At 61.3% G+C, this 15400-nt stretch carries 12 protein-coding genes and 2 riboswitches; of the genes, 8 read left to right on the plus strand and 4 right to left on the minus strand.

Annotated elements, in window-relative coordinates; genetic code table 11:
• Positions 1-3: 3 nt before the first annotated feature.
• Positions 4-1068 (minus strand): cobalamin biosynthesis protein CobW, encoded by a 1065-nt coding sequence (gene cobW, locus GKKCFE_RS15345; RefSeq protein WP_445576779.1) that lies wholly within the window; start codon positions 1066-1068, stop codon positions 4-6.
• 99 nt (positions 1069-1167) lie between these two features.
• A riboswitch (cobalamin riboswitch) is annotated at positions 1168-1381 on the minus strand.
• A 200-nt stretch (positions 1382-1581) separates the two neighbouring features.
• A riboswitch (cobalamin riboswitch) is annotated at positions 1582-1804 on the plus strand.
• Between the two features lie 102 nt (positions 1805-1906).
• Here cobW and GKKCFE_RS15350 point away from each other — a divergent pair.
• The 4 genes from GKKCFE_RS15350 to cobM all read left to right on the plus strand — a co-directional run bounded on the left by GKKCFE_RS15350 (position 1907) and on the right by cobM (position 4025).
• Positions 1907-2095 carry a CbtB domain-containing protein gene (locus GKKCFE_RS15350; protein ID WP_047227828.1) on the plus strand — a complete coding sequence of 63 codons (189 nt, stop codon included), beginning with the start codon at positions 1907-1909 and terminating at the stop codon, positions 2093-2095.
• 11 nt (positions 2096-2106) lie between these two features.
• Positions 2107-2802 (plus strand): CbtA family protein, encoded by a 696-nt coding sequence (locus tag GKKCFE_RS15355; protein ID WP_047227827.1) that lies wholly within the window; start codon positions 2107-2109, stop codon positions 2800-2802.
• On the plus strand, positions 2799-3203 hold the full coding sequence (locus GKKCFE_RS15360; protein WP_076384038.1) for a cobalamin biosynthesis protein: 405 nt from the start codon (positions 2799-2801) through the stop codon (positions 3201-3203). Before GKKCFE_RS15355 ends, GKKCFE_RS15360 begins: the two co-directional genes overlap by 4 nt.
• A 75-nt stretch (positions 3204-3278) precedes the next feature.
• Positions 3279-4025 carry a precorrin-4 C(11)-methyltransferase gene (cobM, locus tag GKKCFE_RS15365; RefSeq protein WP_316911924.1) on the plus strand — a complete coding sequence of 249 codons (747 nt, stop codon included), beginning with the start codon at positions 3279-3281 and terminating at the stop codon, positions 4023-4025.
• Positions 4026-4216: 191 nt separating this feature from the next.
• Here the strand turns inward: cobM and nfuA are convergent, their stop codons facing one another.
• The gene (nfuA, locus tag GKKCFE_RS15370) at positions 4217-4801 is read right to left on the minus strand and encodes a Fe-S biogenesis protein NfuA (protein WP_003182850.1); all 585 of its coding nucleotides are present in this window, start codon (positions 4799-4801) and stop codon (positions 4217-4219) included.
• A gap of 94 nt (positions 4802-4895) precedes the next feature.
• Positions 4896-7187 (minus strand): fatty acid cis/trans isomerase, encoded by a 2292-nt coding sequence (locus GKKCFE_RS15375; RefSeq protein WP_445576780.1) that lies wholly within the window; start codon positions 7185-7187, stop codon positions 4896-4898.
• Between the two features lie 154 nt (positions 7188-7341).
• On the opposite strand from GKKCFE_RS15375, the gene metH reads away from it, so the two are divergent.
• The 4 genes from metH to GKKCFE_RS15395 all read left to right on the plus strand — a co-directional run bounded on the left by metH (position 7342) and on the right by GKKCFE_RS15395 (position 14059).
• Positions 7342-11052: a methionine synthase gene (gene metH / locus GKKCFE_RS15380; protein ID WP_047227823.1), complete on the plus strand. Its 3711-nt coding sequence runs from the start codon at positions 7342-7344 to the stop codon at positions 11050-11052.
• A gap of 113 nt (positions 11053-11165) precedes the next feature.
• On the plus strand, positions 11166-11384 hold the full coding sequence (locus tag GKKCFE_RS15385) for a DUF2970 domain-containing protein (RefSeq protein WP_047227822.1): 219 nt from the start codon (positions 11166-11168) through the stop codon (positions 11382-11384).
• A gap of 538 nt (positions 11385-11922) precedes the next feature.
• Positions 11923-13581 (plus strand): nitrite/sulfite reductase, encoded by a 1659-nt coding sequence (locus tag GKKCFE_RS15390; RefSeq protein WP_047227821.1) that lies wholly within the window; start codon positions 11923-11925, stop codon positions 13579-13581.
• A complete protein-coding gene (locus tag GKKCFE_RS15395) occupies positions 13565-14059 on the plus strand; it encodes a DUF934 domain-containing protein (protein ID WP_339492039.1) in 495 nt (164 codons plus the stop codon). The genes GKKCFE_RS15390 and GKKCFE_RS15395 overlap by 17 nt, the downstream gene beginning before the upstream one ends.
• A 202-nt stretch (positions 14060-14261) precedes the next feature.
• Here GKKCFE_RS15395 and sohB read toward each other — a convergent pair whose 3' ends face one another.
• Entirely contained in the window at positions 14262-15293 is a 1032-nt protein-coding gene (gene sohB, locus GKKCFE_RS15400) for a protease SohB (RefSeq protein WP_445576781.1), read from the minus strand.
• Between the last annotated feature and the right edge of the window lie 107 nt (positions 15294-15400).

Genomic DNA, 15400 nt, shown 5'->3' on the forward strand with positions numbered 1-15400 from the left:
GGCTTAGACGCTGAGGGCGGCGCGCAATTGCGCTTCGAGCAGCCCGGCATCCAGCGCCTGGCCGATCAGCACCAGACGGGTCACCCGCGCTTCATCGGCGCCCCACTGCCGGTCGAAATGTTTGTCGAAGCGCGTGCCCACGCCCTGGATCAGCAAACGCATCGGCTTGCCAGGAATGGCCGCGAACCCCTTGACCCGCAGCACGCCGTGCTGGACCACCAGCTGGGTCAGCGCGTCCAGCAGCAGGCTTTCGTCGGCCTGGGGCAGTTCGATGGAAATGGAGTCGAACGCGTCATGATCATGGTCGTCATCGTCGCCGTCATGGTGATGATCGTGATGGCTGTGGCGGCTGTCGATGTGCTCCTCGGAGCCGGCGCCCAGGCCGATCAACACTTCCAAAGGCAAGCGGCCGCTGCTGGCTTCGATGATCTTGACCGCCGGCGGCAGTTCCTCGGCCACTTCCAGGCGCACCTTGGCCAGGTCTTCAGGGCTGATCAGGTCGGCTTTGTTGAGGATTACCAGATCGGCGCTCGCCAGTTGGTCGGCAAACAGCTCGTGCAGCGGTGATTCGTGGTCCAGATTGGGGTCAAGCTTGCGCTGGGCATCGACCTGGTCCGGGAACGCGGCGAACGTGCCGGCGGCCACGGCCGGGCTGTCGACCACGGTGATGACCGCATCGACGGTGCAGGCGCTGCGGATTTCCGGCCACTGGAAAGCCTGGACCAGCGGTTTGGGCAGGGCCAGGCCGGAGGTTTCGATAAGGATGTGATCGAGGTCACCGCGCCGCGCCACCAACTCGCGCATCACCGGGAAAAACTCTTCCTGCACGGTGCAGCACAGGCAACCGTTGGCCAGTTCATAGACGCGACCGTTGGCTTCTTCTTCGGTGCAGCCGATCGAGCACTGCTTAAGGATCTCGCCGTCGATGCCCAGCTCGCCGAACTCATTGACGATCACGGCGATGCGGCGGCCCTGGGCGTTGTCGAGCATGTGCCGCAGCAAGGTGGTTTTACCCGAGCCGAGGAAGCCGGTGACGATGGTGACAGGGAGTTTGGCCAGTGTTTTCATCGGATGCCCTTTGGCAAGGTGGCGGGCAAACGGGACGACAATCCGCACGCATGGGTGCACGCGGAAGATTTCGCCACCGGATCACCCCGCCCGGTTGTAGTGAGAATCTGTGTCGAGGCAGGTCTCCTGGCTGACGGCGGGCCAGTCATTCGACTGGCAGTTACTGCGCCTTCCCGTGCACCCTTGGTCAAGAGCATGCACAGTGGCCTTGCAGAAACATCACCGTTCACAGTTGCGGGGGCAGCCGCGGCTTGGACCGCGTTCCCTTCTTAGCTTCGGCCAATGCCGAAGAACCTCGAAGGCGCAAGGCTACGCAGGGTGTGGGGGCGGGTCAATGTCCGCAGGTGAGTTCTGTGGTGTCTTGCGGGCCCTATCGCGAGCAGGCTCGCTCCCACAGTAAATCTCGCCGATCACAAAATTCATGTTCAACAAAGCTCAACTGTGGGAGCGAGCCTGCTCGCGATGGGCGCAACGGGTATCAGCCAATTGACGCCCCGCCCCCGCCCATGCTCTCCTGTGCGCCTAGTTACGGGTGCCCTTCACAGGGTGAAACGGGAAACCGGTGAATCGTGTGCTTTACTTCAAGGCCACGTCAGTCCGGTGCTGCCCCCGCAACGGTAAGCGAGAGAAGCGTCAGATCCACTGTGCCTCACGGTATGGGAAGGTGACGCTTGTCGGCCAGGCACAAGCCCTGCCCCTCGCGAGCCCGGAGACCGGCCCATGACTCATGCATCAACAAACCCGCGGTGGGCGGGCGCTGTTCGAACCTTGGCGGGCCTGCGCCCGGGGTTTCATTGCGCTCGCTTCACCCGATGACAAGAGACCATAGGGAAGCGCCATGTCGACCATCAGCAGCACCGCCCGTACCGCCAGCAGCTCCACGACCCTGAGCCAGCGCCTGAGCGCGGCGATTTTCGCCTCGATCCTCGGTGCAGGCCTGGTCTATTTCGCCGGTTTCTCCCACATCGAAGCGGTGCACAACGCGGCCCACGACACCCGCCACAGCGCCGCATTCCCGTGCCATTGAGACCTGACGACATGATCAAGCGTATCGCGCAAACCGCCGGTTTCAGCGGATTGCTGGCCGCCCTGCTGCTAACCCTCCTCCAGAGTTTCTGGGTATCGCCGCTGATTCTGCAGGCCGAAACCTACGAAAGCGCACCGGCTACCGAGCACCATGAGCACGCCGCTGGGGCCGTTCACTCCCATGATGCCCAAGCGTGGGAGCCGGAAGACGGTTGGCAACGACTGCTCTCCACCACCGGCGGCAATCTGGTGGTCGCAGTGGGTTTCGCCCTGATGTTGGCGGGCTTGTACACGCTGCGGGCGCCGACTCGCACGTCCCAGGGATTGCTTTGGGGTTTGGCCGGTTATGCCACGTTTGTCCTGGCCCCCACCCTCGGCCTGCCACCGGAGCTGCCCGGCACGGCTGCGGCCGATCTGGCCCAACGGCAGATGTGGTGGATCGGCACGGCGGCCTCCACTGCGGTAGGTATCGCCCTGATTGTCTTCGGCAGGCATTGGTTGCTCAAACTGTTGGGCGTGGCGACCTTGCTGGTGCCCCATGTCATCGGTGCGCCGCAGCCTGAGGTCCACTCGATGCTGGCGCCCGAAGCACTTGAAAGCCAGTTCAAGCTCGCCTCGCAAGTGACCAACGTCGCGTTCTGGCTGGCCTTGGGCCTGGTCAGCGCATGGTTGTTCCGGCGTGGCGACCAGGCTCAGCACGACGCATGAGCACCGGGCCGATCCTGGTGGTCGGCCTGGGCTGTCAACGCGGCTGCCCGGCCAGCACGCTGCGAGAACTGCTTGATCAGACTTTGCGGGCACACGGCATCGAGCTCTCTGAGGTTCGCGCCTTGGCCAGTATCGACCTCAAGCGTGACGAGCCGGGCCTGCTGGAGCTGGCCGAGCAACTGGAGTTGCCGCTGACCTGTTTCAATGCCGAGCAATTGTCCAGCTACCAGCAGCGGCTCAGTCACCGCTCCGAGATCGCTTTTGAACGCACCGGTTGCTATGGCATCGCCGAAAGCGCTGCCCTGGCCCTGGCCGACCGGTTGGGCGCGACACCTGCGACGCTGTTGATTCCTCGCCAAAAGACCCCAAGCGCCACGCTGGCATTGGCGGTGACGTCGTAAAACCCGATAATTCGCGCCCTGGATCATGAGCGATCTTCATTCAAAGGGTCGCCCACTCACCTTTAGGAACCGGTCATGACCGTTTATTTCATTGGCGCCGGCCCTGGCGACCCGGAACTGATCACTGTCAAAGGTCAGCGACTGATCCGCAGCTGCGCGCTGATCATTTACGCCGGCTCCCTGGTGCCCACAGCCGTGCTGGAAGGCCACAGCGCCGAACAGGTGGTCAACAGCGCCGAGCTGCACCTGGAGCAGATTATCGAGTTGGTCAAGGCCGCTCACTTCAAGGGCCAGGACGTGGCCAGGGTACACTCCGGCGACCCGAGCCTGTACGGTGCCATTGGCGAGCAGATTCGGTGCCTGCGGGAACTGGACATCCCGTTCGAGATCATCCCCGGCGTGACCGCGACCTCCGCCTGCGCCGCCCTGCTGGGCGCCGAACTGACCTTGCCGGACGTGTCCCAAAGCCTGATCCTCACCCGCTACGCAGACAAAACCGCGATGCCCGCCGGCGAAGAACTGGGCAGCCTGGCGCAGCACGGGGCGAGCATGGCGATTCATTTGGGCGTCAATCATCTGGAAAAAATCGTCAGCGAACTGCTGCCCCACTACGGCGCGGATTGCCCGATTGCCGTGATTCACCGCGCGACATGGCCGGACCAGGATTGGGTGGTGGGTACGCTGGCTGATATTGCCGAAAAGGTCCAGGCCAAGGGCTTTCGACGCACGGCGCTGATTCTGGTGGGACGCGTACTGGGTAATGATGTGTTCAGTGAGTCGTCGCTCTACCGCGCCGGGCACGCGCATCTCTACAGGCCCTGAAAATACAACTTTAAGAGCGGGCTTGCTCCCACAGGGATTTGCGGCGATTAAAAAATCGAACATCACCGCCGCCCCAATGTGGAGCGGGCTTGCTCGCGAAAGCGGTGAATCAGCTTGCGCGGATGTCGGATCCGCCCATAAAAAAACGGCGCTCACGGGCGCCGTTTTTTTATATCCGCAGCGAACACCTATCAGTAGTAGGCGTTTTCTTTCTGCGTGTGGTCGGTCACGTCGCGCACGCCCTTGAGTTCCGGGATACGCTCGAGCAAGGTGCGCTCGATGCCTTCCTTCAAGGTCACGTCGGCCTGGCCGCAGCCCTGGCAACCGCCGCCGAACTGGAGCACGGCGATGCCGTCTTCCACCACGTCGATCAGCGATACCTGGCCGCCGTGGCTGGCCAGCCCCGGGTTGATTTCGGTTTGCAGGTAATAATTGATGCGCTCGTTGACCGGGCTGTCGGCATTGACCATCGGCACCTTGGCGTTCGGCGCCTTGATGGTCAACTGGCCGCCCATGCGGTCGGTGGCATAGTCGACCACCGCGTCGTCCAGGAACGCTTCGCTGAACGAGTCGATGTATGCGGTGAAGCTCTTGAGCCCCAGCGCGGTGTCTTCAGGTTTCTCTTCCCCCGGCTTGCAGTAGGCAATGCAGGTTTCAGCGTACTGGGTGCCGGGCTGGGTGATGAAGATGCGGATCCCGATACCTGGGGTGTTCTGCTTGGACAGCAGGTCGGCCAGGTAATCGTGGGCGGCATCGGTAATGGTAATGGCGGTCATGGAAACTCCTCGCAGGCTTGTCGGCAGTTTACGCCAATCATCGCGCCGGACAAAGTCCTAGTATTTTTGTCAGGAAAGCGCCCGGATATCCTGGTCAGAGGTTCTGGTAGCGATTCATGTCCAGCACCCCACTTTCCAGCGGCGCCGTCTCCTGCAGGTAGTGGCTCAGGTCATGGAAGTACTGCCAGAACTGCGGGTGACTGCGCCGAATGCCCCAGCGCTCGACAATCCGCTCGAACGCCTGCCCGTCCCGGGCGCCCTCCATGGCGTCGACAAAGGCCGGCACTTGCTCGGCGGGGATGTTGAAGATGAAGTTCGGATAGCTGCTCAGCACGCCCGAATAGACCGTCAAGGTGTCCAGCCCCGGCTGGTATCGCAGCGCCTCGCCGAGCAAAAACGCCACGTTACTGTGAGCGCGGTTGCGCAGCAGACTGTAGACCTCACGGCGACCGCTGACGGTTTCGACGCGCAACATGGTCGCTTCCGGCAACTGGTTGATGACGCTCAGGCCCGCCGCCGGTCTGGAAGCCAGGCGACTGAGGGCCTGTTCGGCGTTCTGTAAGGCCGGATCAATGTTCGGACGCGAGCAATAGGCGCCATTACACCGGTTGATCGGATCGGGCCGCGCGTTCAAGTCGCCATAACGAACCAGCAATTGCTGGACGAAATCGCGCTTGGGGTCATCTTCGTCAAGCTTGAGAGCGGTGGGTTTATCGTCGTCGATAGCCTCGTAATCGAGCCACATCTTGAATTTTCCGCCCGACTGATACCAATCGTTGAGGTAGTCCTCGCGGGAATCGGCTGGCATCAGGCGCAGGAAGTTCTGCTCCGCACCGTTGCGAATCAGGTCGAAATACAGTCGCGTCTGGGCCTGGTGGGACACGTTGCCGAACACGTCGAAGTTCACCGCCAACTGATAATAAGTGCGCTCCAGCAATGGAAAGTCGAACAGCCACATCGTCTGTGGCACCTCGCCAATCAGGCCCTTGGTGACCGAAGCACTGTCGAAATGCCGGAAAATGCTCAGCAAGGCATTGTCGTTGCCGGCCCACAGCGTCGACCAACTGGGCGCAGGCAGGTCGGCGTAGTTGTCGCGACGCAAGGCTTCGTACTCGTTGCGCTTGTCCCGGTAGTCCAGCCACAGACTCAGGACGCTGCCCACGTCGTCATTCTGCCCCGGCATCGCCAGCAACGGCGTGGCCTGGCCGCGGTAATTGGGGTCGGTGATGTACAGATCATGTTCCGGGGCCTGGAACAACGCCCAGAAGTTGTCGCGAATCACGTCCGTGGCGATCTGGCCCCGGCAAACCGGGCCGCGGATAAATGTGCGCACGAAATACTCGGCGTTATCGAGCATGAACTGATAGCGGGCCTGGGCCGGGATCGCCTCGAAGGTGGAAAACGGGTTGGCCCGGCGCTCCGGGCCGTACCCTGGCAACGCAGTGACCTGCCATCTGCCGCTGTAGAACAGGCTCTTGATCCGCGCCATTTTTGCCGCGCTCAACCCGTAGGTAATGTGGGTCTTGTGCACGATCACCCCTTGTACCGGCCAGAGCCGGTAATACACACGGGTGCCAGGGTCATCGTTCGGGCGGCGGGTGTTGATCAGATCGATTGGCTGGCCGGTAGGCGTGCGCGAACGTACCCACTGGAAGAAATGCCCCGGCTCGCCATCCTTGAAATAGATGTGCGCCAGAAACCAGTGCTCGAACAACCACCGACCCACCAGGCTTTCCCGGGCGCCGGGGGCGTTGAGCAGGTTTTCCCACTGCACCACCTGCAAGGCTTCGGCGGCGCTCGGCGCCAGCGCTTGCTGATCGATGGGTGCACCCGCGGCCAACCAGCGCTGCAAGGTCTGATATTGCTGGTCGGTCAGGCCAGTGACCGCCAGAGGCATGCCTTCCTTGGGATGCGCGGCGGCGTACTCGTCGAATTGCCCCGGCATCGGGCAGCTGTTGTCACGCTCAAGCCCAAGCACGATGTCCTGGGGCAGCTTGGCGTTGGGCTGCAACGGTGTGTTGTGGCCCAGTTCGAGCATCTGCGCCATCAGCGCGGCCTGACTGCCTTGAGCATCCAGCACGGAATAGAAGCCTTTGCGCTGCCAGGCCCGCTGGCCGGAGGCGTCATAGAACAAACGTGTGGGTTCGGCAGCCTGGCGTCGTTCACCGTCATAGACCGGCAGCTTGCTCGCGCCCCGGGACACGCCTTCGCCACTGCCCAGGTTCAATTGGCACGCAGAGTCATAGCAGGCGTGGCAGGCGACGCATTTTTCCGTGAAGATCGGCTGGATATCGCGAGTGTAGGAAATCGCCGGGGCGGGATCCTTTGCCACTGAGTGAAAAGACAACAGCAGCAACAGACTGCCGAATAAGACGCGGTACGGCATGTCTCGGGTCCCTAAGAGATAATCCGGCGATTCTACCGGGCCGCCATCGCGATGCAAACATGAGCAGGATTCATGCAAAAGCCACCCATGATCAAATCCTGTACAGGTTTGCTATCATCCCCGCCTTCGTAATGGTCTTTTTCCAGGTAGTCCTATGTCCGATCGCAGCGCTCGCCTTTATCTTCTCCAGCAGGCCCTCAAGGAACGCATTCTGATCCTCGACGGCGGCATGGGTACGATGATCCAGAGCTACAAGCTTGAGGAACAGGACTATCGTGGCAAGCGTTTCGCCGACTGGCCGAGCGACGTCAAGGGCAACAATGATTTGTTGGTCCTGAGCCGTCCGGATGTGATCGGCGCCATCGAAAAAGCCTACCTGGATGCCGGTGCCGACATTCTGGAAACCAACACCTTCAACGCCACCCAGGTGTCCCAGGCCGACTACGGCATGCAGGGCCTGGCCTACGAGCTGAACCTGGAAGGCGCGCGCCTGGCCCGCAAGGTCGCCGACGCCAAGACCCTGGAAACACCGGACAAGCCGCGCTTCGTAGCCGGCGTGCTGGGCCCGACCAGCCGCACCTGCTCGCTGTCGCCAGACGTGAACAACCCCGGCTACCGCAACGTGACCTTCGACGAGCTGGTGGAGAATTACACCGAGGCCACCAAGGGCCTGATCGAAGGCGGCGCCGACCTGATCCTCATCGAAACCATTTTCGACACGCTTAATGCCAAGGCAGCGATTTTCGCCGTGCAAGGGGTGTATGAGGAATTAGGCGTCGAACTGCCGATCATGATCTCCGGCACCATCACCGACGCGTCCGGCCGCACACTGTCCGGCCAGACCACCGAAGCCTTCTGGAACTCCGTCGCCCACGCCAAGCCGATCTCCGTTGGGTTGAACTGCGCCCTCGGTGCCAGCGAACTGCGCCCGTACCTCGAAGAACTGTCGAACAAGGCCAGCACCCACGTATCGGCGCACCCGAACGCCGGTCTGCCCAATGAATTCGGTGAATACGACGAACTGCCGGTGGACACCGCCAAAGTCATCGAAGAGTTTGCCCAAAGCGGCTTCCTGAACATCGTCGGCGGCTGCTGTGGCACCACCCCGGCGCACATCGAAGCCATCGCCAAGGCCGTGGCCGGCTACGCACCGCGCCAGATTCCGGAGATCCCGCGGGCTTGCCGCCTGTCGGGCCTGGAACCGTTCACCATCGATCGCAGCTCCTTGTTCGTCAACGTCGGCGAGCGGACCAACATCACCGGTTCGGCCAAGTTCGCCCGCCTTATCCGCGAAGACAACTACACCGAAGCCCTGGAAGTGGCCCTGCAGCAGGTCGAGGCCGGCGCGCAGGTGATCGACATCAACATGGACGAGGGCATGCTCGATTCGAAGAAGGCCATGGTGACCTTCCTCAATCTGATTGCCGGCGAACCGGACATCTCCCGCGTGCCGATCATGATCGACTCCTCCAAGTGGGAAGTGATCGAAGCGGGCCTCAAGTGCATCCAGGGCAAGGGCATCGTCAACTCCATCAGCATGAAGGAAGGCGTCGAGCAGTTCATCCATCACGCCAAGTTGTGCAAACGCTACGGCGCCGCCGTGGTGGTGATGGCCTTCGACGAAGCCGGCCAGGCCGATACCGAAGCGCGCAAGAAGGAAATCTGCAAGCGTTCCTACGACATCCTGGTCAATGAAGTCGGCTTCCCGCCGGAAGACATCATCTTTGACCCGAACATCTTCGCCGTCGCCACCGGTATCGAAGAGCACAACAACTATGCCGTGGATTTCATCAACGCCTGCGCCTACATCCGCGACGAACTGCCTTATGCGCTGACCTCGGGTGGCGTGTCCAACGTGTCCTTCTCGTTCCGGGGCAACAACCCGGTGCGCGAGGCGATTCATTCGGTGTTCCTGCTGTATGCAATCCGCTCGGGCCTGACCATGGGCATCGTCAACGCCGGCCAACTGGAGATCTACGACCAGATCCCGGTGGAACTGCGCGACGCGGTGGAAGACGTGATCCTCAACCGCACGCCTGAAGGCACCGACGCCCTGCTCGCCATCGCCGACAAGTACAAGGGCGACGGCAGCGTCAAGGAAGCGGAAACCGAAGAGTGGCGTGGCTGGGAAGTGAACAAGCGCCTGGAACACGCGCTGGTCAAGGGCATCACCACGCACATCGTCGAAGACACCGAGGAATCGCGGCTGTCGTTCGCCCGGCCGATCGAAGTCATCGAAGGCCCGTTGATGGCCGGCATGAACATCGTCGGCGACCTGTTCGGCGCCGGCAAAATGTTCCTGCCCCAAGTGGTGAAGTCCGCCCGGGTGATGAAGCAGGCCGTGGCCCACCTGATTCCATTCATCGAGGCGGAAAAAGGCGACAAGCCAGAAGCCAAGGGCAAGATTCTCATGGCCACGGTCAAGGGCGACGTCCACGACATCGGCAAGAATATCGTCGGCGTGGTGCTCGGTTGCAACGGCTATGACGTGGTCGACCTGGGCGTGATGGTGCCGGCAGAGAAGATCCTGCAGGTGGCCAAGGAGCAGAAGTGCGACATCATCGGGCTGTCCGGCCTGATCACTCCGTCCCTGGACGAGATGGTGCATGTGGCCCGCGAGATGCAGCGCCAGGATTTCCACCTGCCCCTGATGATCGGTGGCGCCACGACCTCCAAGGCCCACACGGCAGTGAAAATCGAACCCAAGTACAGCAACGACGCGGTGATCTACGTCACCGACGCCTCGCGCGCCGTGGGCGTGGCCACCCAGTTGCTGTCCAAGGAACTCAAGCCGGCATTCGTCGAGAAAACCCGCCTGGAGTACATCGACGTTCGCGAGCGCACCGCCAACCGCAGCGCCCGTACCGAACGCTTGAGCTACCCGGCCGCCGTGGCGAAGAAGCCGCAGTTCGACTGGAGCAGCTACCAGCCGGTCAAGCCGACCTTTACCGGCGCCAAGGTGCTGGACAACATTGACCTCAACGTCCTGGCCGAATACATCGACTGGACGCCGTTCTTCATTTCCTGGGACCTGGCCGGCAAGTACCCGCGCATCCTGACCGACGAAGTGGTCGGAGAAGCGGCTACTGCCCTGTACGCCGATGCCCGGGCGATGCTGCGCAAGCTCATCGACGAGAAACTCATCAGCGCCCGCGCCGTGTTCGGCTTCTGGCCGGCCAACCAGGTGCATGACGACGATCTGGAAGTCTATGGCGAGGATGGCAAGCCACTGGCCCGCCTACATCACCTGCGCCAGCAGATCATCAAGACCGATGGCAAGCCGAACTTCTCCCTGGCCGACTTCGTCGCGCCCAAGGACAGCGGTGTGACCGACTACGTGGGCGGCTTCATCACCACCGCCGGCATCGGCGCCGAAGAAGTCGCCAAGGCCTACCAGGAAGCCGGCGACGACTACAACTCGATCATGGTCAAGGCCCTGGCCGACCGCTTGGCCGAGGCCTGCGCCGAATGGCTGCACCAGCAGGTGCGCAAGGAACATTGGGGTTACGCCAAGGACGAAAGCCTGGACAACGACGCCCTGATCAAAGAGCAATACACCGGCATCCGCCCTGCCCCCGGCTACCCGGCCTGCCCGGATCACACCGAAAAGGCCACCTTGTTCCGCCTGCTCGACCCCGAGGCCAGCGAACTGAAGGCTGGACGCAGCGGCGTATTCCTCACCGAGCATTACGCCATGTTCCCGGCGGCAGCCGTCAGCGGCTGGTATTTCGCCCATCCCCAGGCGCAATACTTCGCCGTGGGCAAGATCGACAAGGATCAGGTCCAGAGCTATACCGCGCGCAAAGGCCAGGACTTGAGCGTGACTGAGCGCTGGTTGGCGCCGAATTTGGGTTACGACAACTAAGAGCCTTAAAGGATCGCAGGCTCCTACAGGGTTTTGTGTATTGCTGTAGGGGCTGCCGCAGGTTGCGATCTTTTGTCTATGCTTGTTCCAAACCCATGGCAGACGAGGGATTTATGGACGATCCGATCGACAACAAGCCGCCGACCCTGTGGCAGATGGTGCACAGCGTGCTGGCTGCCGCCTTCGGCGTGCAGAGCGGCAAGAATCGCGCCCGTGACTTCACCCACGGCAAGCCGAGTCACTTCGTGGTATTGGGCATCGCCTTCACGGTGATCTTCGCCCTGACACTGTTTGGCATCGTCAAGCTGGTGGTGCATCTGGCGGGGTTGTAAATCTGTCTACGACACACGTAACCCCCCTGTGGGAGCGAGCCTGCTCGCGATAGCGGTTTGTCAGTCACTTCATGATTGACTGAACCACCACTATCGCGAGCAGGCTCGCTCCCACCGTTTTTTCACCACCGCTCTATTGGTGACTGACCCAGAACACCGCAGTGCCCACCACCAGGATAATCAGGAACAAAATGGCCCAGGCATCAACAGTACTGTCGCTTTTCCTTGCTTTGGTCGGATTGCTCATTGCATCGCCTCTTGTCGGTTTTGTAGGTGATTGCATAGGGACTCGACCACAGTTAAGACGATGATTGCCCGCACGACAAATGTGGGTTAGGCAATAATCAATCCCATTAGTCGATTTGGTTCTTTACATATACTCAAACATCACTTTTGCGCATAACTCAAAACAGGTATCTTGCACCGGCTCCTGTAGGAGTGCGCGGCCGTGCGCGCAGAATTGCCGAGGCAGAATCCGATTCCAGCGAGCCAACACGCAGCTGTTTCTGATCGGCCCAAGCCTGAGAACGAGACTTATATGTACGTATATGACGAGTACGATCAGCGGATCATCGAGGACCGCGTCAAGCAGTTCCGTGATCAGACCCGACGCTATCTGGCAGGCGAGCTGAGCGAAGAAGAATTCCGCCCTCTGCGTTTGCAGAATGGCCTGTATATCCAGCGCTTCGCCCCGATGCTGCGCGTAGCGGTGCCCTATGGCCAACTGACCTCGCGTCAGGTGCGCATGCTGGCCAAGATTGCCCGCGACTACGACAAAGGCTATGCCCACATCAGTACCCGCCAGAACGTCCAGTACAACTGGCCGGCCCTGGAAGATGTGCCCCAGATCCTGGCTGAACTGGCCACCGTGCAGATGCACGCGATCCAGACCAGCGGCAACTGCCTGCGCAACGTCACTACCGACCAGTTCGCCGGTGTCGCGGCCGATGAGTTGATCGACCCGCGCCCCTGGTGCGAGATCGTTCGCCAGTGGACCACCTTCCACCCGGAATTCGCCTACCTGCCGCGCAAGTTCAAGATCGCCATCAATGGCTCGACCTCGGACCGTGCGGCCATTGAAGTCCACGACATCGGCCTGGAGACGGTCTACAACGCCGCCGGCGAGCTGGGCTTCCGTGTGCTGGTGGGCGGCGGCCTGGGCCGTACGCCGGTGGTCGGCGCGTTCATCAACGAGTTCTTGCCATGGCAAGACCTGCTGAGCTACCTAGACGCCATCCTGCGGGTGTACAACCGCTACGGCCGTCGTGACAACAAGTACAAGGCGCGGATCAAGATCCTGGTCAAGGCCCTTACGCCAGAAGTGTTCGCCGAAAAGGTCGAGGCCGAAATGGCTCACCTGCGCGGCGGCCAGACCACCCTGACCGAAGCCGAAGTCCATCGCGTAGCCAAGCATTTCGTCGACCCGGACTATAAGGCCCTGAGCAACCAGGACGCCGAGCTGGCCGCGCTCGACAAAGAACATCCGGGCTTCGCCCGCTGGCGCACCCGCAACACCCTGGCCCACAAGAAGCCTGGCTACGTCGCGGTGACCCTGTCCCTGAAGCCGACCGGCGTCGCGCCGGGCGACATCACCGACAAGCAGCTGGACGCCGTGGCCGACCTGGCTGAGCGCTACAGCTTCGGTCAACTGCGCACCTCCCACGAACAGAACATCATCCTGGCGGACGTTGAACAGAGCCAGTTGTTCACCCTGTGGGGCGAGTTGCGCGAGCAAGGGTTCGCCACGCCGAACATCGGCCTGCTGACCGACATAATCTGCTGCCCGGGCGGCGATTTCTGCTCCCTGGCCAACGCCAAGTCGATCCCTATCGCCGAGTCGATCCAGCGTCGTTTCGACGACCTGGACTACCTGTTCGACATCGGCGAGCTGGACCTGAACATTTCCGGTTGCATGAACGCCTGTGGTCACCACCACGTCGGCCACATCGGCATCCTGGGCGTGGACAAGAAAGGCGAGGAGTTCTACCAGGTCTCCCTGGGCGGCAGCGGTAGCCGCGACGCCAGCCTGGGCAAGATCCTCGGCCCATCGTTTGCCCAGGACGACATGCCTGACGTGATCGAGAAGCTGATCGACGTTTACATCGAACAACGTACCGAAGACGAGCGTTTCATCGACACTTATCAACGTATCGGCATCGACCTCTTCAAGGAACGCGTCTATGCAGCGAATAATTAAGAACGACGAGGTTATCGACGAAACCTGGCACCTGCTGCCCAAGGACGCGACCCTCGATGGTATTTCCAACTGCGACGACCTGATCGTGCCCCTGGCCCTGTGGCGCGATCATGCTCACGCCCTCAAGGCTCGCGATGGCGGCCTGGGTGTGTGGCTGGACGCCGACGAAGAGGCGGAGGAAATCGGTGATGACGCCAATCAGCTCCAGGTCATCGCCCTGAACTTCCCGGCCTTCACCGACGGGCGCAGCTACTCCAACGCTCGCCTGCTGCGTGAGCGTTATGGCTTCAAGGGCGAATTGCGGGCGATTGGCGATGTGCTGCGCGACCAATTGTTCTACATGCGCCGTTGCGGTTTCGACGCCTTTGCCTTGCGCGCCGACAAGGACCCCTTTGAAGCCCTCGAAAGCCTCAAGGACTTCTCGGTGACCTACCAGGCTGCCACTGACGAACCGTTGCCGTTGTTTCGTCGTCGCTGAAACCTGATACAAAAAAAGCCCTGATCCGGGTGTACCGGTTCAGGGCTTTTTTATGGATGGATGATTGGTGCGGAACCTGATCTTCAGCCCACCCTGAACCCAATGTGGGAGCGAGCCTGCTCGCGATAGCGGCTAGCCTGAGCAGGTGATGCTGGATGTGCCACCGTCATTGCGAGCAGGCTCGCTCCCACAGGGTTAGCCGTTACCAGAACCGCTGCTGGGTCAGGCGGCTCCACCAGTTCAGCAGGACCCGGTCCACCGAACCGCTGGCCGCCATGCCAATACGCTCCTGCAAACTTTTGCGCTCGGCGTAGTGCAAGTGGTACAGCTCGGCGCTCTTGGCCCGTTCAGCCAGGTATTCATCGCTGGTTTTCAGCTCGTCCACCAGGCGCTTGTCCAATGCTGCGACGCCCAGCCAGACTTCACCGGTCGCCACTTCATCAATGGCCAGTTGCGGACGGTAGTTGGACACGAAGTTCTTGAACAGCTCATGGGTGATGTCCAGGTCTTCCTGGAACTTCTCCCGGCCCTTCTCGGTGTTTTCGCCGAACACCGTCAGCGTGCGCTTGTATTCACCGGCCGTCAGCACTTCAAAATCGATGTCGTGCTTCTTCAGGAGACGGTTGACGTTTGGCAACTGGGCCACGACGCCGATGGAGCCAAGAATGGCAAAAGGCGCGCTGATGATCTTCTCGCCGATGCACGCCATCATGTAGCCGCCGCTGGCCGCGACCTTGTCGATGCACACCGTCAGCGGCACGCCGGCCTGACGGATCCGGGCCAGTTGCGAGGAGGCCAGACCGTAGCTGTGGACCATGCCGCCACCGCTTTCCAGGCGCAACACCACTTCATCCTTCGGGGTCGCCAGGGTCAGCAATGCGGTGATTTCATGACGAAGGCTCTCGGTGGCCGAGGCTTTGATGTCACCGTCAAAATCCAGCACGAATACCCGAGGCTTGGCCGCCGGCTTGTCCTTGTGTTTCTTGGCGGCCTTTTCAGCCTTGCCTTCGGTCTTGCGCAGGGCCTTGAGCTGGTCTTTATCCAGCAGCGTCTGCTCCAGGCGCTCACGCAGTCCCTTGTAGAAGTCGTTGAGTTTGCTCACCTGCAACTGGCCGGCAGACTTGCGCCGGCCCTTGCTGCGCAGGGCAGCAAAACTGGCCAGCACCACCAGGATGGCGATCACCAGCGTCACGGTCTTGGCCAGGAAACTGGCGTATTCGATGAAAAACTCCACGATGGCTCCTAATAAATTCAAAACGCCGCTCAAGGGCGGGCACTCAACACGTTCAGCATACCCATGCGCCTGCGCCACGACCAGCCGTGAAACCTGTGGTTACCTTA

This window comes from Pseudomonas sp. E141, assembly GCF_052659885.1.

Bases quoted from the DNA above. Each gene is read 5' to 3' on its own strand.
- cobW (WP_445576779.1), bottom strand. From the start codon at position 1,068: ATGAAAACACTGGCCAAACTCCCTGTCACCATCGTCACCGGCTTCCTC.
- GKKCFE_RS15350 (WP_047227828.1), top strand. From the start codon at position 1,907: ATGTCGACCATCAGCAGCACCGCCCGTACCGCCAGCAGCTCCACGACC.
- GKKCFE_RS15355 (WP_047227827.1), top strand. From the start codon at position 2,107: ATGATCAAGCGTATCGCGCAAACCGCCGGTTTCAGCGGATTGCTGGCC.
- GKKCFE_RS15360 (WP_076384038.1), top strand. From the start codon at position 2,799: ATGAGCACCGGGCCGATCCTGGTGGTCGGCCTGGGCTGTCAACGCGGC.
- cobM (WP_316911924.1), top strand. From the start codon at position 3,279: ATGACCGTTTATTTCATTGGCGCCGGCCCTGGCGACCCGGAACTGATC.
- nfuA (WP_003182850.1), bottom strand. From the start codon at position 4,801: ATGACCGCCATTACCATTACCGATGCCGCCCACGATTACCTGGCCGAC.
- GKKCFE_RS15375 (WP_445576780.1), bottom strand. From the start codon at position 7,187: ATGCCGTACCGCGTCTTATTCGGCAGTCTGTTGCTGCTGTTGTCTTTT.
- metH (WP_047227823.1), top strand. From the start codon at position 7,342: ATGTCCGATCGCAGCGCTCGCCTTTATCTTCTCCAGCAGGCCCTCAAG.
- GKKCFE_RS15385 (WP_047227822.1), top strand. From the start codon at position 11,166: ATGGACGATCCGATCGACAACAAGCCGCCGACCCTGTGGCAGATGGTG.
- GKKCFE_RS15390 (WP_047227821.1), top strand. From the start codon at position 11,923: ATGTACGTATATGACGAGTACGATCAGCGGATCATCGAGGACCGCGTC.
- GKKCFE_RS15395 (WP_339492039.1), top strand. From the start codon at position 13,565: ATGCAGCGAATAATTAAGAACGACGAGGTTATCGACGAAACCTGGCAC.